An 18565-nucleotide genomic window follows, 5' to 3' on the forward strand; every position below is an offset into this window, starting at 1 on the left:
TGCAGACTTATCTGTTTCTTATGACGAGACACAAAAAGAACCAAAAATTGAATATCCTGAGAACAACTGATTGTAAAAATGATATGCTAAAAACGCAGGCGAAGACATATGTCCGCCTGCGTTTTTTAATTATCTCAACTTTCGCACCTAAGAATAAGCAAATATATCTTGCTATTCCAGGATAAGCATGTTCTCCATTACCATACTTGCATTTTGGTTAAATATCCGGCTTTTTTGGAATTGGTGATGGTGCATAGCTCCGCTCCGGCCAACCACTCCGCTTTCCGACGTACAAAAGTTTTCGATGGGACGAGTAATCGCCGGCCCAGGACGTCGGAAAGCAAAACGGTCCGCCGCAGCGGTGATATACACTTCACCTTCTATTCTTTATCAAGAGTGTTAGCGAAGGAACAATCAACTTCTGTTTCTATGGAAATGAAGTTATTATTTAATGTGCGAAAGTTGAATAATTATTTAAACCGCTCTAATTGTTCCAGCCGGTTTTCTGATTTTAAAATTTTCCACTGGTATTCCCCGAATAAATCAAAATGGGGATATTTGGGCTTTAAATCAATCCAGGATTCATCCAACTGATATTTTCTTCCCCATGCTTTCAGCTTTTCCAAATCACTGCAACCCACTTTGGTTACTGTATTACAGCCTGGAAAACGGTCATCCAGCCAATAATGAGTAATAAAATCAATCTCTCCGGCACGGACATTCCGCTTCCACTCGTTTAACTCTTCTCTTTTTAATCCAAAAGCCATTCCTATTCCTCTTTCTTTAGAAAACTTGGTTGTCACCAAGCCTTTAGGTGACAACCTTAGTTACACTTATGCAGTAAGAAAGTTTATACTTTCTTAACTGCCAAGCTGGTTTTGATATGCGGCATGCCAATCAGGAAATTTTCTTCGAATAGACAGCGGCCGAAACGTATTTTTATCAACAATCGTATGGGTCGTCGTACCAGTGACAGCTAAATCTCCAGACCCATTCAAAATTTCATAACGGTAAACCGTACGCAAGCCGTCATATGCATCAAGCCACGTTCTTACAATAGGTTTTTCACCATAGCGAACTGCGTTTTTATATGAAATCTGGGCATCAATCACTGGCGAAACCACATTTTGCTGTTCCATTCCTTGATGGTAATTAAGCCCCAAGGCTTCTACAAACTTTGTACGCCCGATTTCAAACCAAACAAGATAGTTTGCATGGTAGACGACACCCATCTGATCGGTTTCTTGGTATCTTACTTCTATTGGTGTTTCTGTAACTAACAAACTTTCTTCCTCCTTGCTTCTCTCTCAATCAATCCATTCCTTGAACCATTTCTTCCATAAATTCATAGTCCATCGGTCCGATTCTTCTAGGCTGTTGTATGTTTCCGTCCGTGCCTATAAAATATGTCGTCGGTGCGGCATAGACAACATACGGCTCCGATAACGTATCCTCTCTATCTAAAGGAACCGTAAAGGTATGCTCATGCTCATCGATAAAATCGCCAACATCCGAAAGCTGATTCTCATGCTTCGTCATATTGACAGCAACAACTTCAACTTCATCCTGATAATCCTCATAAAATTCCTGTATTTCAGGCATTTCTTCAATACAAGGCGGGCACCAGGAATACCAGAAGTTTAAAATCACTTTCTTTCCTTGCAAATCAGAAAGTTTGAAAGTCTCTCCTTCTAATGTCTCCAGTTCAAAATCTGGAGCTGGCTCACCAGGCTCTACTCCGGCACTTTCCGCAGGTGCAATCGCAGCTCCCTGACTGGAAGATCCATCGTCTACAAGCACTGCTTCCTCTTCTTCAGCAGCATTGTCCGCAGCTCTGTTCTGAAGCACATTCGCGATAACAATTCCAACAAGCACTAATAATAAAACAAGCGAAAATATCCGTTTATACAATTTGTATCTCCCACCATCCACATTGTTTTCCTACTTCTATCGTAAAGAGAAACTTCACTTTTGTAAAGAATACAGACCTCAATAGGAATGCATAGAAAAAGAGCCTTGCTCTATAAAAAGCAAAGACCCTTTTTCTCTTACAAAGCAGCTGACTGCTTATGCTTTTACTTTTTCACGCAATACCATACGAAGGATACCGCCATGACGATAGTAATCAATTTCTACATCACTGTCGAAACGGGCAACTGCTTTAAATGAAGTTACTTTTCCGTCTTCATCTGTTGCAGTTACATTCACTAAATCGCCTGGTTTAACAGACTCATCTACTTCTACAGCAAATGTTTCTTTACCAGTTAATCCTAAGCTTTCCGCGCTGTCACCTTTTTCAAATTGAAGCGGCAATACGCCCATCATAACAAGGTTAGAACGGTGAATACGCTCGAAGCTTTCAGCAATTACTGTTTTAATTCCTAAAAGGTTGGTACCTTTGGCAGCCCAGTCACGGGATGATCCCATTCCGTAATCTTTTCCGCCGATAACGACAAGACCTGTTCCATCCTGCTGATATTTCATTGCAGCATCATAGATTGCCATGACTTCGCCAGTTGGCCAGTAAGTTGTATAACCGCCCTCTGTACCAGGAGCCAGCAAGTTACGGATACGAATGTTAGCAAATGTACCGCGCATCATGATTTCATGGTTACCGCGGCGAGAACCGTAAGAGTTAAAGTTTCTTGGTGAAACTCCTTTCTCTTGCAAGAATTTACCTGCCGGCATATCTTTTGCGATAGCACCTGCTGGTGAAATATGGTCTGTTGTTACAGAATCGCCAAACAATCCGATAGCACGTAATCCGCTTAGCGGTTCAACTGTTCCAGCTTCCGGAGTCAATCCTTCAAAGAATGGAGGGTTTTGGATGTAAGTAGAATCCTCATCCCATTCAAATAAAGGCTCATCTGTCGTGTCGATTTCATTCCACTTCTCGTTAGATTGGAATACATTTTCATACTCTTTGCGGAAAATTTCAGGTGTAACTACTTTTTCCACTTCTTCTTTAATTTCAGTAAGTGATGGCCAGATATCATTCATGTAAACATCGTTACCATCTTTATCTTTACCAATCGCTTCTTTTACAAGGTCGATATCTGTTGTTCCAGCAAGCGCATATGCTACAACAAGCGGTGGAGATGCAAGGTAGTTTGCTTTTACCAGCGGATGGATACGACCTTCAAAGTTACGGTTACCAGATAATACGGAAGATGCAATTAAATCATTTGCTGCAATCGCTTCTTCAATCTCTTCACGTAAAGGACCGGAATTACCGATACATGTTGTACATCCATAACCTACAAGGTTAAAGCCCAGTTTATCTAAATATGTTTGTAAACCGGCGTCCTCTAAGTAGCGAGTTACCACTTTTGATCCTGGTGCTAAGGAAGTTTTTACGTATTCAGGAACTTCCAGGCCTTTTTCGACAGCTTTTTTAGCAACCAGACCTGCACCTAACATAACATATGGGTTAGATGTGTTTGTACAAGATGTAATTGCTGCAATAGCAAGGCTTCCTGTCTTCATAACAGAAGTTTTTCCATTTGGATGGTTGATTTCAACTTCTTTATCAAATTCAGATTTATCTAATCCGAATCCTTGGTTACCTTCTTTTGCAGTAATTGCTTTATTAAATTCTTTCTTCATGTCAGAAAGCGCGATTAAATCTTGCGGACGTTTTGGTCCGGAAAGGTTCGGCTCTAATTCGGACAAATTGATTTCAATTACTTTTGTATATTCCGGATCAGTACCATCTGCGTCATACCATAAATCATTTTCTTTACAGTATTTTTCAACAACGCTGATTAATTCATCACTGCGTCCAGTCAGCTTCATGTAATCAAGTGTTTCCTGATCAACCGGGAAGAATCCGCAAGTAGCGCCATATTCTGGAGCCATATTTGAAATTGTAGCACGGTCAGCCAATGGCATATCCTTTAGTCCTGGACCAAAGTACTCTACAAATTTGCCAACTACACTTTGTTCACGCAGCACCTGCGTTACCTTTAACGCCAGGTCTGTCGCTGTTGTTCCGTTCGGGAAGGAACCAGTAAATTTGACCCCGATGACTTCCGGTGCAGGGAAATAAGAAGGCTGTCCTAACATGCCTGCTTCTGCTTCGATTCCGCCAACACCCCAGCCAAGGATACCCAGACCGTTAATCATTGTTGTATGGGAATCAGTACCTACAAGTGTATCAGGGAACGTTTCATAAGTTCCATCTTCATTTTCTCGCGCATGTACAACGTCAGCCAGATACTCCAGGTTAACCTGGTGAACGATACCAGTTGCCGGTGGAACTGCACGGTAGTTATTAAACGCTTTTTGTGCCCAGTTCAAGAACTGATAACGCTCTGCATTACGTTCGAATTCCAATTCCATATTTGCACGCAGCGCATCTGGAGTACCATATTGGTCAACCTGTACAGAGTGGTCAATAACCAGATCCACTGGAACTTCCGGATTGATTTTATCCGGCTCTCCTCCAAGATCAACCGTTGCTTTACGGAGGGACGCAAGGTCAACGACTGCAGGTACCCCTGTAAAATCTTGAAGAATAACACGGGAAGGCTTGAATGGAACATCTGCTCCAGTTGCTTTATCCGTTCCCCAATGTGCTAATGATTCAACATGTTCATTTTTGATTTGATGGCCGTCTTGTTGCCTTAATAATGATTCTAAAAGAACACGGACAGAAAAAGGCAAACGATCTACTTTACCTAGCCCCGCTTCTTCCAGCGTCTTTAAACGATAATAATTGTACGTCTTACCGTTTAATTCGAACTGCTTTTTTGCATTGTACGCATTTGTGTTCGACATATTGTGTTACCCCTTTCATTTCCTCTCCTTCTCGCAAATAAATGAGAAGGTATTACTTTTTTTAATCCATACTGCTATTCAACTAAATAGAGCCTTCAATATATATAATATAGGAATCTAGCAAATAAAACAAATAATTATTGTTAAATAGTAGATAGTAAAAAGTTATGCCAAGAGATAAATATTACTTATATAATTACTGAATTATTAATAGTGAAAATAATAGCTGCCTGCAAAAAAGATAGAAATTCTGCGAAATTACAATTATTCTTTCTGATAAAACGCATTAATCAGCTTTTGAAAAAATAATTTCAAATGTGCTTCCTTTATGTTCATTATTATACATATGAAAATCTGCATCATGATTATGGAGGATTTTCTTGGTAATCAGCAACCCTAGCCCTGTACCCGATGTCTTTGTCGTAAAAAATGGCTCTCCAAGCCGATGTAAAATATCCTCAGATAATCCGCAGCCTTCGTCAATAACAGATATAATTATTTTTTGATCTGCTTCTTTTGCTTCTACAATTATTTTTCCAGGCTGCTCCATAGCTTCAATTGCATTTTTAATCAGGTTAATTAAAACTTGTTTAATCTGGGAACGATCACAAAGAACGGATGCATTTGTACTGCTTTGCAGCTGAATTTGAATATCCTTTTGATTTGCCTGGGACTGTAATAATAATTCCACGTCCTGCATCATTTTTGTAACACTTTCTTTAGAACGGTTATCTGTTAAGGGCTTTGAAATAAATAACAATTCCGATGTGATTGACTCAATTTTCTCCACTTCTTCAATCATCACATGAAAGTATTCTTCTTTATGCTGTGCACCAGCCTGAAGCAATTGCAGGAATCCTTTTAATGATGTCAGCGGGTTGCGTATTTCATGAACTAAACTTGCTGCAAGCTGTCCAGCTACATTCATCTTCTCTGAACGTATCATGATATCATCCAGCCTCATATCTTTTGTTTTTCTTTCTAAATAAAGTAAAAACTTTTTTTCGACATCAATATCCTGAAAAACATCATTTAACTCACATGAGAAAGATAAATTCTCCCCTTCTTTGGTCGGAATATCTATTAAAAGCTTTTTATGCTTTATTTCGTTGCCAACAAGTGCTTGTGAAATGATTTTTGAATCTATTTTAACCGGGATATCGCCCAGCTTTTTCCCGACTGCTTCTTTTGGCTCATAGCCAAGAATCTCATATACGGAATCACTTATATATTCTATTTCACTATCTGTATTAATCACGATCACTATTCCTTCTGTTTTTTTACTCAGCCAAGAAATAATGGCCGCTGAAAGCGTTGCATCGGGGTGTAAATTATGACGACTTTCAGAACTTTGCAAGTCATTGGGGTTCTTATTTTTGTGGTTTTTATCCATACCCATGCTCCTTTCAGAAGTTATTAAAAAGTATAATTTCATTCCATTGGGATTTTGCTGCGTTCCCAACGGAATAAAACGCTAGATTACTCACTCATAAAAAACGATTTTCATTGAACCAATCGAGTTTATACCGGCAATTAGTCCCTAATTACCCTTTCTACATATTTTTTCGTTTTTTGAAGCGAGTGGTTTACTGCCAGTTTAACTGCGATAAATAATATGTATGATTATGACGAAACAATTATGATTACTTGTGTATATTTCTTAATAACTTTATAATGTACAAGTGAGGAATAATAACAAAGGTTAAATTAATGTTACTACAATTTTCTAAAAAAATAAATTGATAGTTGATAATAAATTAGCAATATTCGTAATTTTTTTATGTAAAATTAAGGTGAGGTGTACGATGATATCACTGTTTATTATCCTGTGGGGATGTTTATTAATTGGTCTGATGGCAATCGGTGGGTATTTTATGTTTCGAAAGTTTTTAAAGCGGCTCCCTAAAGAGGATGGGCGTTCCATTATGGATTGGGAGGAATATTATTTCGAAAAAACATTACATAAATGGTCTCAAGCAGAAAAAGATTTCCTGGAAGAGCTGGTTTCTCCTGTTCCCGAACTATTCAGAGATGTCGCCAGACAAAGAATCGCCAGTAAAATTGGAGAGCTTTCTATTCAAAAGGACGAGGAAAGCATTACACGCTCTACATTGATTGAAGGGTATATTTTAGCAACCCCCAAAAGAGACCATAAATTTCTGCGAAAAAAGCTAAAAGAAAAAAATATCGATATCGCACCCTACGAGCCTTTCTTCCAACAATCCAAAGAGGATTATCAGGAAAATTGGGAAGAAAAATACAAGCAGAAAAAATCTTAGTTTAGCGAAAAAGAAGCAAAGTGCAGAAATTTACGCACTTTGCTTCTTTGTTAATTGTACATATTGATAAAGCATTGCTATTCTCCAGGTACCAATCATCCCAAACGCCAGCAAAAAGAACATTCCTGAAGTTTCGCCAACTGAGATGCTTGTACCAATAATCAGTTTTATTATAATTCGGATAACTAATAATCCAATTAAAATAACCGGAAACATTTTTGACGGCTTAACATATATTTCTCCGTCCGAGAATTCTAATTTTGATGTTTTAATTAAAAAGATAGAAAATATTATTCCGACAGTCAGTGCTTCTGCGACTTGAAGCCAGCTTATCTGAAACATGGGGAACAAGAACATCAGTGCTCCCGTACTCATAAAAAATGGCGGTAATATAATCTTTTTTACAGATGCCGGCTTTCTAGAAGCGCGCATACGTACAAATATCATCACAATCGCCATAAATGCAAAGACAGCAGTAGTTGCAATTGCTAAATACATACATAACAACTCTTTTCTTTATACGCTGAAAAAATATCGGCCAAAACGATTTAGGCCGATACTTTTCATCGTTCCATAAAAATAATGTCGTAACCCTGATCTTAAATCATATTATTTCATTTTAAAATCCGGTAAATCCAAATAGATTAGCTAAAAATGCAGTAACCTTCGTCATCCAGTCAAAGAATAATGCGATTCCCATTAAAACCATTACCCAGCCGCCAATTTTCACCATTTTTTTACTGTGTTTCCGAAACCATTTCAATTTACCAATAAAGAAAGCAAGTAATAAGAAAGGAATGGAAAAACCTAAAATATAGCTAATCATCATAACAAGTCCAAGATTAGGATTAGTTGCAGCTAATGAGAATACCACCATTAAAATTGGTCCGGTACATGGTGTCCAGCCTAAAGAAAACGCCATTCCAATAAGGAAAGAACCAAAAAACCCTGCTGGACGATTTTTAAAATGAATTTTACGATCCTTCATAAGAAACTCGAAATTCAATACACCCACAATAACCAAGCCAAAAAAGATAATTAAAATTGCGCCAACCTGTCTGATGGTATCTTGATAGGTCATTAAAAACTCGGATACATATGTCGTCGTAAATCCAATCATTACAAAAATACTTGAAAAACCAATTAAAAAACAGACCGTATGTAATATTGCTTTTCGATCAAGCCGTTTATTATCCTGATTTATTTCATCCATGCTCATCCCGGTAATATAAGAAAGAAACACCGGATACAGCGGAAGAACACAAGGCGAAATAAATGAAAGAAACCCAGCTGCAAAAGCCAAGAAAACATTAATTTCTTCCATATGAAGCCCCCCTTACTCAATCATTTCTATTCTAACAGAGAAATTAAAAAATAAAAGTCAAATTTATGACAATATCTATACATTTTTATGAAAGGGGCTTTCAAATAATGCAGATATTTCTCCTCGCTTCAATCAAGGAACACCGGCTTCAGCATTCTGGTGAATTCCTTCGTGACGAGTAATTGCAGCAATGCTGTCAGGTTAGTACGACCGCTACGACGGGTTATGGTGAGGCGCGTAACCGTCCCCTGGAAAAACACTACACTAGATAGTTTTATTGCTATCTGAGATAAATTGAGAAAATGCATGAACCTGACAACATCGGTAAGCGCTGTCCATCATAAAGCCGGAATCCCTTTATAAGCATCCAGATTGTGCGTAGCTCTACTCCGGACAACCACTCCGCTTTCCGACGTACAAATGTTTTCGATGGGACGAGTAATCGCCGGCCCAGGACGTCGGAAAGCAAAACGGTCCATCGCTTTACACTTCACCTTCTACTCTTTGTCAGGAACGTTATCGAAGGAATAATCAACCCCATTTTCTATGGAAATAAAGTTCCTTTTCAATGTGCAAAAGCTGAGTAAAAATAAACTGAATGGATTAAATATACTCTCGTACATCATAAATTTTTCCGTTTTTAACATTTTCGTCATCCATTAAGATGTCGATTAAAACGCCTCCAATGATGTCTGCTCCCCTTAACAGATTATTCTCTTTTAGAGCGCGGAAGCTGTCTACGTCCTTAAACGCTTCCTGTGAACTGGAACGGATTGTCTCTTGCATTTCTGTATCCATTACACCCGGGCTAAATGCAATAACAGCATGCTCTGTTCCTTCCTGTTCTATTGCTGCCACTTGCGTATACATATTTATACTGGCTTTTGTAGAGCAATATACGCTCCATCCATACTTCGGTTTTTCTGCTGCTCCTGAAGTTATCATCGCTGCCAGAAGCTGGACATGATGTTCCGAAGCTTTTTTTAAGAAATGATTCGTTAAAGCCATTGGTGCAACTGTATTGATTTGAACCTGTTTCATCAAATCATCCATCTCGATATTTTCGGCACGGTCAATTGGATCAACTAAGCCCGCATTATTAATTAAGTATACTTTAGATAACGTTTCGTGAAACAGCATTTCATCCACGCTTTTGCATGCTTTTTGTAGAGAGGCCTGCTCAGATAAATCACATGCTATGAAATGATAAGTCGCATTATTTTGTTTCGCATAGTCATATAACTTGGTATTATCCGTCCTCGAAATTCCTATCACATTTATTCCAGACTCCAAGAATAGCTTAGCAACGGATGCTCCCAGCCCTTTGGAAGCACCTGTAATGATTGCAGTCTCCATAAATTCTGCTCCTCTCTATTTCTATTTATTATTCTATTCCCCATTTTTCTATATTTTGCACATGAAATTTTTGTTGTTTTGCCTTATAAAATTAGAAGCAGAAATCCTCTCTAAAATAATAAAGATCCCTCTCAACAAGGTCTTACGCATTGAAAGCAGATCTTTTTTACATCCTTCTATTAATTATTTCATTTTCAAGTTAAAGTTCATTCCAATAATAAGCTAATGTTTCCATCCCTTTTTGAAAGCTGTCTACCGGAAAGCTTTCATTTGGAGAATGTAATCTGTCTTCTGGCGTACCAAAACCTAACAGAACAATTGGATATTGATAAGCTGCCTCCAACCATTCAACAACCGGAATGGATCCTCCCATCCTCAGGAAAACCGTTTCTTTTCCAAAAGCCTTGCTGTAACTTTTGGCAGCCTTTTTTATCAAAGGGTGATCTGGCTCTACTTTATAAGCTTTCGCAGAGAGCTTTTCTTTTTCAACATGAACATGTACACCCGACGGTGCAAACTTTTGAACATGATTCACTAATTTTTCTTGAATATCCTGCGGGTCCTGGCCGGGAACCAAACGGCACGTAATTTTAGCAGTTGCTGTAGATGGAATAATTGTTTTTGTCCCATCTCCCTGGTAACCGCCAAATAATCCATTCACTTCCAATGTCGGCCTGCCCATCGTATGTTCTTTTGCTGTATATCCTTTTTCCGATACAGTTTCCGGAATATTTGTTGCTTTTACAAAATCTTCTCCTGGCGCTTTTTCCATCAGTTCTCTCTCTGCTGATGTTAAGTCCTCGACGTCATCATAAAATCCGTCTATTGTAATAACTTCCTTCTCGTCCTTCATCGATGCCAGCAAATGACTCATTGCCATTAATGGGTTTCGGACTGCACCACCGTACATTCCAGAGTGAAGATCATGATCTGGACCGGTTAATGTAATTTCAATTCCTGTAAATCCTTTCAATCCATATAAAATCGTCGGCTGGTTTTTCTCTGCCATCCCGGAATCCGAAATTACGGCAAAGTCAGCTTGGAATTGTTCTTTTTTATCCTGAAGGAGCTCGTAAAGATTTTCACTGCCTATCTCTTCTTCTCCTTCAATACAAACTTTTACATTCATCGGCAATTTTCCTTCTGTTTTTAAGAAAGCTTCAAAAACAGCAAGATGCATAAAAGTTTGTCCTTTATCATCACTTGATCCACGGGCGTAGATTCTTCCATCGCGTACTTCTGCCTGGAAGGGTTCACTGTCCCATAAATCAATCGGATCCACCGGCTGTACATCATAATGACCATAAAGCAAAACAGTCGGTGCTTCTGGTCCTGCTTCTGTATATTCTGCAAAAACGAGCGGATGACCTTTTGTTTCCATTTTCTCTACATTTTCAAATCCCAACTCATTTAAGTATCCTGTTAAAAAGTCAGCCGCACGCTGTACATCTTCTTTATGCGCCGGGTCCGTGCTGACACTTGGAATTGCTAAAAAATCATACAGCTTTTGTAATAAAGCTTCCTGATTTTCTTTCAGATAAGCAATTGCTTGTTCACTCATTACTTTTATTCCTCCTTCAGCATTTAAATATTAGCCTTTTCACTGTGTCAAAAAGCTTTCCACTAAACACGATATCTATTCCAAGCACGCAAAATTCAGCAGTCGCATAACAAATATCACCTGTTAGGCAACTGCCTTTTTTTTCTTAAAATACTTCATGCCAAGCATCTTTATGCTTCAGCATTTCTTCTGCTATTTCCTTTGCACCTTCTAAGCTGTGGTTAGCTGCCCAGCCGCACTGTACTTCATTACATGCCGGAACTTCTGTTGCTTCTAAAACATCCTTTAGTGTTTTTTCCAGCATATCAAGAACTTCATCGTAATTATCATGATTTATTAAAGAAAGATAAAAACCGGTCTGGCATCCCATCGGACCGATATCTAATACGGCATCTGAATGATTACGAATATTTTCAGCCATTAAATGCTCTATGGAATGTAATCCGTCCATTTCCATATGTGCTTTGTTCGGCTGGGTAAAACGGATATCATATTTATGGACTTTGTCTCCGTGTGCTCCTTCTGTTATACCTACAAGCCGTACATAAGGAGCTTTTACTTTTGTATGATCTAAATTAAAACTCTCCACATTCATTTTTTGGGTCATATTGTCCTTCATCCCTTCTCTATTCTATCCTTTAGCAGGAACTGTATCTTTTTCCATCATACATGAAAAAAACGTGTAAGAAAAGTGGAGAGCGCTGATGTATACCAGCTGATATATCCTTCTATGTCAGATTCCGATTAAAAAAATCCAATCCCGCAGTTTTATATAGCTAACGGAATTGGATTTGTAACATGTTATACGGTTGAAAAAACGCGAATCATAAAATGCTTGATATTATTTTGCGTCTGGGAAAACGCGGTCAATCATGCCGCCAATTTGATCAAAGAAGCCTTCAACTGGATTTCCATTGTCCATATCGTTGACATATCTGTCAGCTAAATCCAAGAAATCCGGATTGGATGTTACATATACGTTATCAATGGATGAGTCAACAGAACGTACAATATCTGCAATTCGTTCTTTTACATCATCTGTAATCTCCATACTGCCTTCATTATTTTCTTGGTTATTCCTGTTTCCTTCATTATCTATATCCAAGTTGGCTCCTACATAAGCGTTGTTTCTAGTTGTTAATACATAAGCATGATCAATTTCGTCCATTTCATCCGTTATTTTCTCAGCTGCCTCTTTGGACACATTATATTCTGCGTCTGTATTACGGTCAGAAACTCTGTCTATCGTATGGTCACGATTACGGTCTCTTGCATTATCATCGATATGCTGACCTTGATATCGAGTCGGCTCCACATTTCCATCCGAGTTATTCGGATTGGTATCGTCGTTATTCGTATTTTGACAAGCAACTAAGACCATCATAAGAACGGTTAATACCGCAAATAAGCGTAATTTCATTTTCATTCCTCCTTACCTATTTGCCTCTTATTATGGTTAGACAGATAAGGAATTATGCATATGAAAAACGTTAATTTATGGAAAGCTGACCATGAAAGTAGCGGTGATATTTAAGAAATAATGGAGAAGCTATGGAAGAAGCCTTTCACCAATAAGATTGTTTACCGGAATTCCTTCTTGATAAAGGAGTGAAAATGTTGATACCTGATTATGATAAAGCTTTATATTACACCATATGGGGACAGTGGGACAATTTATTCATATTAATGTCACGGACTAATGATGATTTACTCGCTAAAAAAATTGAGCATTTTCTGTATGCCTACCATCATTCTTCCAGTCAAAAATATGTTGATCAATCACACGATACTCTGCTTTATTATTTAGAGCATGCCCTTCAATTCAGCAGTCCATGGATGTATGAATTTGAATAATTTACCGCAATGTAACCAGCTGTAGTTTCACTTTACCGTGCTGAAGAAGCAGATGCCGGTCAAAACTGGAATTCCATCTGCTTTTTACAGCTTTAACTGGTATTCAAATGTCTGTTTGTAGACGGCTGTTAACGAACCCGGTGAAATTTTAATCACGTTTGTACTTCATTGTTCTATAATGATTCATCCTGGCCGCTGTCTTCATCATCAGAAACATCATCTGTTAACTCATTATTTTTTGGTTTTATTGGCGTTTTTTCTTGTTTTATAGAACGGTTAATATTAGACTCTTGTTCACCATAAAAAAAATTAATAATTGCACGATTATTTGCGTCTGTCATATCAAAATGTGCCTGTTCTACATCTACATTATGATTTGCCAATTCTGTAGCCATTACTTCGTTCATTGATTTATTTTCATTTTTTGCTAATTCCCTCACCTCTTCTGGAATAATCAACGTTGCAACATCCCAATCAGGCAAGGTTTCTATGTAAGGATTAATTTGCGAAATGAGCTCTCTCGGGTTTCCGTTTTGATTTTCACAGCTCACTCCTACAATCATTCTTCTTTGCTCTGCCAGTCCTCTGTTTTCACTCTCATCAACAATATGCGTTAATACAGAGTGGATGGGCTTGTCTTGAACACTGTTGATTTCCTCCAGCAGCTTATCTGCAGAACCATTCAATGCATTGACGTCTGTAACCATTAATTCATCATTCAATTCTAATTCAATACTGGGATTGATATCAATGGCAACATAAGCATGCGTTTCTGTATCACCCATTCCGTGAAAAAGCGGATATCCAAAAATCAACAGCATCAAAAGTACAATAGCTGATAATCTTACTGCGATAGGCGTCTTATCCCAATACCTTCTCCATCTGGGCTTTCCAGATACAGGTTGAAAAATAACTTCATCCCCTCGTTCCGCATGCTCTGTTAATATAATTCCCTTCTCAAAACTGCCATCCTTGGTAAGCAAAATGGCGTATTTGCGATGGATTTCCATCACAATTCCTTTTTTCATTTTTCCACATCCTTGAGGTAATCCTTAAGGTAGTCCTTAAGATAAGCATATTCACTGCCTAGCACAATAAAAATAGCTAAAATAAACTTGCGATTCCGTTCTAATGTTTTTTTACTTACTTCAACTTTCATTAATAACTTTTTAATTGGCAGCTTTTTTTTACGATAAACATACTCACTTAACTGGTTATCCTGATATAAAATATAAGCTACCTGTACTGCAGATTCCCTGGCGTCCCGATGCTTGGGGGAAGCATTTGTCAACTCCTCCAGTGTAAGCCGGTATGATTTTAGCTTCTCCTTGAATAAAATAATTTCTTCCCGTCTTTTGCTGTTCTCTGCTTCCATTTGGTGTTTTTCTTTTGCGGCAGCAATAACAAGCGGATTTTCCATTTGCTCCTCTTCATTTATTTCATCTAAAGACAGCAGATTCGGGCGTTTTTGATGATAGCGGATATAATCAATCACTTTTCTTTTCACAACAAGCTTTGCAAAAGATAGAAATGAACTGCCTTTATCTGGTTCATAAGAAAATATAGCATCATTAAATGCCATTAATCCGACACTGAATTCATCATCTTTTTTAGGATCAATGTACCGCTTGCAAACCTCTGATACACATTTAGCAATAAATGGCTTGTACGTATGAAGCAGCTCATTTTGCAGTACAATATCTCCTTGTTGGATTGCTTCAATTTTTTCTTCAATAGGGGTGTCTGTTAATTGATTGGTCATCATCATTTGTCAGCTCCCCCTAACACTATATCATTCGTTATTATTTTTATTTTTCCGGGTTTTAAATTTATATTCATCAAATATTTCTTTTTATTTATTATTTTCATATCAAATAATCTCCATTTTTATCATTCTTATTAGTTATTGCGGCATCATCGCCCATACCCTTTCTCCTCAAAGTTCAAAAGGATAGCAAATCTGATTTAAGGAGAGATGATGGACAATCATTTCCTAAACCGCTTCTCGTAGGTGAGGATATTCTCCACACGTATCAAAATTTCTTTATCTAATCCGTTTTATTTTTCGTAGCAATAAAATCTAGTTTATTGGTTAAATATATACAGGTCATTCTAGCCTGTACATATAATACTACCCTATATCCAAAACGGTTACTATCACAAATGAATAACATTTCATTTAAATTAATATGACGAAAATCCATATTTTTGTAAAACATCCTCGAAAAATGTTGGAATTTGTAATGAAATCTTTAAATAAGAAATAAATATGCAAAAATTAAAAAGCATTTTTCCTTTGTCTGTGACGAAAAAGGAGAAATGCTGGGGTTTGGGATTTAATGAATTTTAAAAAGGATTGCTAATCCAGCATTCGCTGTTGGGACTTTGAATTAAATTCTTTATCGAAAATGCGGAGGAAAATCAAGTGAATTTTTCTGCCTTTAGCAAAACAGGATAAAATAATCGGCATTATTCGATTTTTTTCCCTTTTTTCATATATTTTTATTGAAACATACGCAATTATTGAAATAATTAACATAGTAACTGCGATTACAAGAAGAAAATTTACTACAGAGAATAACGGGAAATCATTACTTTGATAACTAAGATAGGATACGATTGTTATCAAAGTAGCAACTATTATATTTCCAATTAAATATCTTTTTAATGATTTTATCGAAGGCTTCATGATTTTTCACCCTCTTAAACTTTCAGACTTCTTCACCCTTTTATGTTTCCGTTTACATAAAAGGTCAAAATAACTAATACTAAGAGACTAATTGTGAAAAGAAAGATTATCATGTCAATCTGGTCTGCAGTACTTGTTACGAATGCTTTGCTTGTTCTAAAGATAATGGTGAAGGAAAGCAAGAAAATGTTCAACCTCAAGCTGTAAGCTGTGATGCAGATAAGCCTATTGCTAAAATGGGTTATATTACAAATACTCCGTTTGGAGAAATGCAAGATTAAAGAAAACTATCAGGAGATTGGTATGCCGTAGTCACTGCATTTGGCTTTTGCTATACTCGGTGCTGCTTATGCGTATGCCATGACGAAATAATGATTAAAAACAGTAACTAGCGAAAGAAAAATACGAAGACTCCTGCGGGAGAGCGTAGTGTTTTCCTGCAGCGGTAATTATTAATTTCAATTTGTATAAACATCACATTTGTACTATTTTATTTCGGGGAATTTAATCTTCATATCTTCCTTTTACTATTTTCGTAAGTAAAGCAGCATCCCAAAAGAACAAAGAAAAGCAAAACGAAGCTATCTGTTAAGACAGAGAAGCCCACAGTCCATCTTAAAGTTACTGCTATCACTATAAAAGTCAAAGAAAGGATAATCTGTTTTAATTTAAAATTCACTGGGGCCACTCCCCTATCTTATGAATCAGCATCTTGCATTGCATGAATCCACTTAGGAATGATTTAAGTGATGAAATACTTCTTCTTTATCTTTAAATGGTGTTACCTGCTCTAAACCTTCCACAGAATCATCCAGATACAAATCTTTTTCAAACCAATCTACCGATGTCACCTGATCTGTCCGATATAAATATAGGTTATTTTCTACATAGCTTTCGTTGCTGTTTACTACAAGATATTGTATCTTTCCTACTTCTGTTAAAATAATATTATCGACGAGTCCAATTTTACCGTCTGTTGCATGTGCTTTAAATTCCATAAACTCTTCTATGCTTCTCAGGTTATCAGTTGCATTTTCAGGTGCAGCTAAATCCGGTTCCGGCGGTACACTGGCATCCTCCAGCTGTCCGTTTCCAGTTGCTACCGGACCGTGATCAGAATCTAACACCGCGTTTTCCTTATAGCTGTTCCACCCGAAATAATCCAATACCACTTCTTGATAGGAAGAAACGAAATCTTTATCTTCAGGCACCTCAGGACTCTCTCGAATCGTTTCCTTATCCCTGTCCACCTTAAGATAACCTTCCTCCAGATTAATTTCTTCCTGTACATGGAAAGGAAGCAGTACTTTCTTACCCGGAAGCCACTTTCTTGTATCGACAACAATAAATCGCAGCTCCCAATCATCATTGAAATATAAATCTTTTACCTTTCCTATTTCTCCATCTGTTGCATGAATAGTTAAATTCGTTAATGTTGAACCTAGAAACATGACAACACCTCCAAAAAAGGGTTTATCCTGGAAATCGCCCTTAAACTCCGCTCTAACGCCTCTATTATAAAGAATGAAAATGCATAATACAGACGGAAGATCAGGCGGGCTGAATCCCTGAATCATTTTATTATCTAATACCCTTTCAGCAAGGTGTTAAACAAATCTATTATAATTGTTAATTATTTGTAAAATAACTTATCGGCACATAAAGACCGACACGTCCATGCTCTTCGTGATTTAACGTTGCGAAAATAACTCCAATAACATTGCCTTCCTGATTTATAACAGGACTGCCGCTATTCCCCCGGTAAACGGGGGCCTGGATCATCATGACTTCCTTTTCCCAGCCGGAAAGCTGCAGCGGACCTAATATCGTGCCCTCATTGGCAATTCCGTTAAAAAATAAAGGGTTGCCTATAAAACGGATATCGTCTTCATATTCGACGGGTGCTGTTTCATCTAATGTTAAATAAGGAAGGCCATTCCCCTCAACTTCCACAACTGCTAAATCTATCTCCGGCATTTCTTCCACTACTTCTCCTTGAAATAGGCCTTCTTCCGGAAAAGCAACCGTTATCGTCTGCTCATCCTCAATCACATGATAATTTGTTAAAATTGTGCCATCATCGGAGACAGCAAAACCGGTGCCTCTTCCATCATTTGTTTCAATAACCACGACAGCTTCCTTGGATGCTGCTATCTGTTCCTCCTGCGATAACCGGCTGGACGCTTGAAGGAAATCTACAGCAGGAACCGAAATTACTTTCGGGAATAAGGAAAGTACATAAAACGTCATCGCAAAGGCTATCAGGATGGCTAATACTTTTGGAAAACGGCGCTTCGGTTTAGGCTCTTCTTCTGCGCGGGCTCTTTCCCACGCTTCTGCTTTTGCTTGCGTAACCAGCTCCTGCATTTCTTCCTCATCAATATCTTCTATTAAATCTTCGTCCATTGATTTTTTGAACTTGTCATTTTCCTCTTCTTCGTTCAACGTCCGGCCTCCTTTCTCTGCTTAGTGGATCACTTTCATTTTATTTTAATAGAAGGAGCCCTGCTTTTCTATTAAAACAGCGTATCTCCCCTGCAGTTTACGCGGAGATACGCTTTCTTCTTCCTTACTCAACTTTCGCACATTAAAAACTAACTTCATTTCTATAGAAACAGGGGTTGATCGTGCCTTCGATAACTCCCTTGACAAAAAATAAAAGGTGAAGTGTAAAGCACCACTGCGGCGGACCATTTTGCTTTCCGACGTACAAATGTTTTCGA

Annotated in this window: 19 protein-coding genes; 2 read left to right on the forward strand and 17 right to left on the reverse strand. The window is 37.9% G+C overall.

From position 1 onward, the window contains the following. Positions 1 to 171 precede the first annotated feature (171 nt). From ACW0TQ_RS17015 to ACW0TQ_RS17040, 6 genes are all read right to left on the reverse strand, one after another. Positions 172 to 372, reverse strand: coding sequence for a hypothetical protein (locus ACW0TQ_RS17015; protein WP_455725855.1), 201 nt, complete (start codon positions 370 to 372; stop codon positions 172 to 174). Positions 373 to 470: 98 nt separating this feature from the next. Next, on the reverse strand, positions 471 to 767 hold the full coding sequence (locus ACW0TQ_RS17020; protein ID WP_193062061.1) for a hypothetical protein: 297 nt from the start codon (positions 765 to 767) through the stop codon (positions 471 to 473). Positions 768 to 860: 93 nt separating this feature from the next. Then, positions 861 to 1283: an acyl-CoA thioesterase gene (locus ACW0TQ_RS17025; RefSeq protein ID WP_193062060.1), complete on the reverse strand. Its 423-nt coding sequence runs from the start codon at positions 1281 to 1283 to the stop codon at positions 861 to 863. A gap of 28 nt (positions 1284 to 1311) precedes the next feature. Then, complete coding sequence (locus ACW0TQ_RS17030) at positions 1312 to 1911, reverse strand: TlpA family protein disulfide reductase (RefSeq protein WP_042533799.1); 600 nt, start codon at positions 1909 to 1911, stop codon at positions 1312 to 1314. A gap of 156 nt (positions 1912 to 2067) precedes the next feature. Beyond that, the gene (gene acnA, locus ACW0TQ_RS17035) at positions 2068 to 4779 is read right to left on the reverse strand and encodes an aconitate hydratase AcnA (RefSeq protein WP_042533797.1); all 2712 of its coding nucleotides are present in this window, start codon (positions 4777 to 4779) and stop codon (positions 2068 to 2070) included. A gap of 286 nt (positions 4780 to 5065) precedes the next feature. After that, entirely contained in the window at positions 5066 to 6172 is a 1107-nt protein-coding gene (locus ACW0TQ_RS17040) for an ATP-binding protein (protein WP_193062059.1), read from the reverse strand. Positions 6173 to 6584: 412 nt separating this feature from the next. On the opposite strand from ACW0TQ_RS17040, the gene ACW0TQ_RS17045 reads away from it, so the two are divergent. Next, positions 6585 to 7058, forward strand: coding sequence for a DUF2621 family protein (locus ACW0TQ_RS17045; RefSeq protein ID WP_042533793.1), 474 nt, complete (start codon positions 6585 to 6587; stop codon positions 7056 to 7058). Between the two features lie 30 nt (positions 7059 to 7088). Here the strand turns inward: ACW0TQ_RS17045 and ACW0TQ_RS17050 are convergent, their stop codons facing one another. From ACW0TQ_RS17050 to ACW0TQ_RS17075, 6 genes are all read right to left on the reverse strand, one after another. Then, positions 7089 to 7556, reverse strand: a complete 468-nt coding sequence (locus ACW0TQ_RS17050; RefSeq protein WP_193062057.1) for a CcdC family protein — start codon at positions 7554 to 7556, stop codon at positions 7089 to 7091. Positions 7557 to 7677: 121 nt separating this feature from the next. Then, positions 7678 to 8382: a cytochrome c biogenesis CcdA family protein gene (locus ACW0TQ_RS17055; RefSeq protein ID WP_042533789.1), complete on the reverse strand. Its 705-nt coding sequence runs from the start codon at positions 8380 to 8382 to the stop codon at positions 7678 to 7680. Positions 8383 to 8985: 603 nt separating this feature from the next. After that, positions 8986 to 9738 (reverse strand): (S)-benzoin forming benzil reductase, encoded by a 753-nt coding sequence (locus ACW0TQ_RS17060; RefSeq protein WP_193062056.1) that lies wholly within the window; start codon positions 9736 to 9738, stop codon positions 8986 to 8988. Between the two features lie 199 nt (positions 9739 to 9937). Continuing rightward, on the reverse strand, positions 9938 to 11299 hold the full coding sequence (locus tag ACW0TQ_RS17065; RefSeq protein WP_042533786.1) for a dipeptidase: 1362 nt from the start codon (positions 11297 to 11299) through the stop codon (positions 9938 to 9940). A 145-nt stretch (positions 11300 to 11444) separates the two neighbouring features. After that, complete coding sequence (locus ACW0TQ_RS17070; RefSeq protein ID WP_042533784.1) at positions 11445 to 11906, reverse strand: S-ribosylhomocysteine lyase; 462 nt, start codon at positions 11904 to 11906, stop codon at positions 11445 to 11447. Positions 11907 to 12140: 234 nt separating this feature from the next. Then, positions 12141 to 12719 (reverse strand): YhcN/YlaJ family sporulation lipoprotein, encoded by a 579-nt coding sequence (locus ACW0TQ_RS17075; RefSeq protein ID WP_042533783.1) that lies wholly within the window; start codon positions 12717 to 12719, stop codon positions 12141 to 12143. Between the two features lie 194 nt (positions 12720 to 12913). Between ACW0TQ_RS17075 and ACW0TQ_RS17080 the strand changes: the two genes are divergently transcribed. After that, complete coding sequence (locus ACW0TQ_RS17080; RefSeq protein WP_042533781.1) at positions 12914 to 13153, forward strand: YhdB family protein; 240 nt, start codon at positions 12914 to 12916, stop codon at positions 13151 to 13153. 173 nt (positions 13154 to 13326) lie between these two features. Here ACW0TQ_RS17080 and ACW0TQ_RS17085 read toward each other — a convergent pair whose 3' ends face one another. From ACW0TQ_RS17085 to ACW0TQ_RS17105, 5 genes are all read right to left on the reverse strand, one after another. Beyond that, positions 13327 to 14181: an anti-sigma factor domain-containing protein gene (locus ACW0TQ_RS17085; RefSeq protein ID WP_455725856.1), complete on the reverse strand. Its 855-nt coding sequence runs from the start codon at positions 14179 to 14181 to the stop codon at positions 13327 to 13329. Further along, complete coding sequence (sigI, locus tag ACW0TQ_RS17090) at positions 14178 to 14918, reverse strand: RNA polymerase sigma factor SigI (protein ID WP_455725903.1); 741 nt, start codon at positions 14916 to 14918, stop codon at positions 14178 to 14180. The genes ACW0TQ_RS17085 and sigI overlap by 4 nt, the downstream gene beginning before the upstream one ends. Before the next feature lie 594 nt (positions 14919 to 15512). Continuing rightward, positions 15513 to 15842 carry a hypothetical protein gene (locus tag ACW0TQ_RS17095; RefSeq protein WP_193062052.1) on the reverse strand — a complete coding sequence of 110 codons (330 nt, stop codon included), beginning with the start codon at positions 15840 to 15842 and terminating at the stop codon, positions 15513 to 15515. Positions 15843 to 16573: 731 nt separating this feature from the next. Then, on the reverse strand, positions 16574 to 17293 hold the full coding sequence (locus tag ACW0TQ_RS17100) for a PRC-barrel domain-containing protein (RefSeq protein ID WP_193062051.1): 720 nt from the start codon (positions 17291 to 17293) through the stop codon (positions 16574 to 16576). A 178-nt stretch (positions 17294 to 17471) separates the two neighbouring features. Then, positions 17472 to 18287, reverse strand: a complete 816-nt coding sequence (locus tag ACW0TQ_RS17105) for a S1 family peptidase (protein WP_455725857.1) — start codon at positions 18285 to 18287, stop codon at positions 17472 to 17474. Positions 18288 to 18565 lie beyond the last annotated feature (278 nt).

It is taken from the genome of Oceanobacillus sp. M60, from assembly GCF_053839645.1.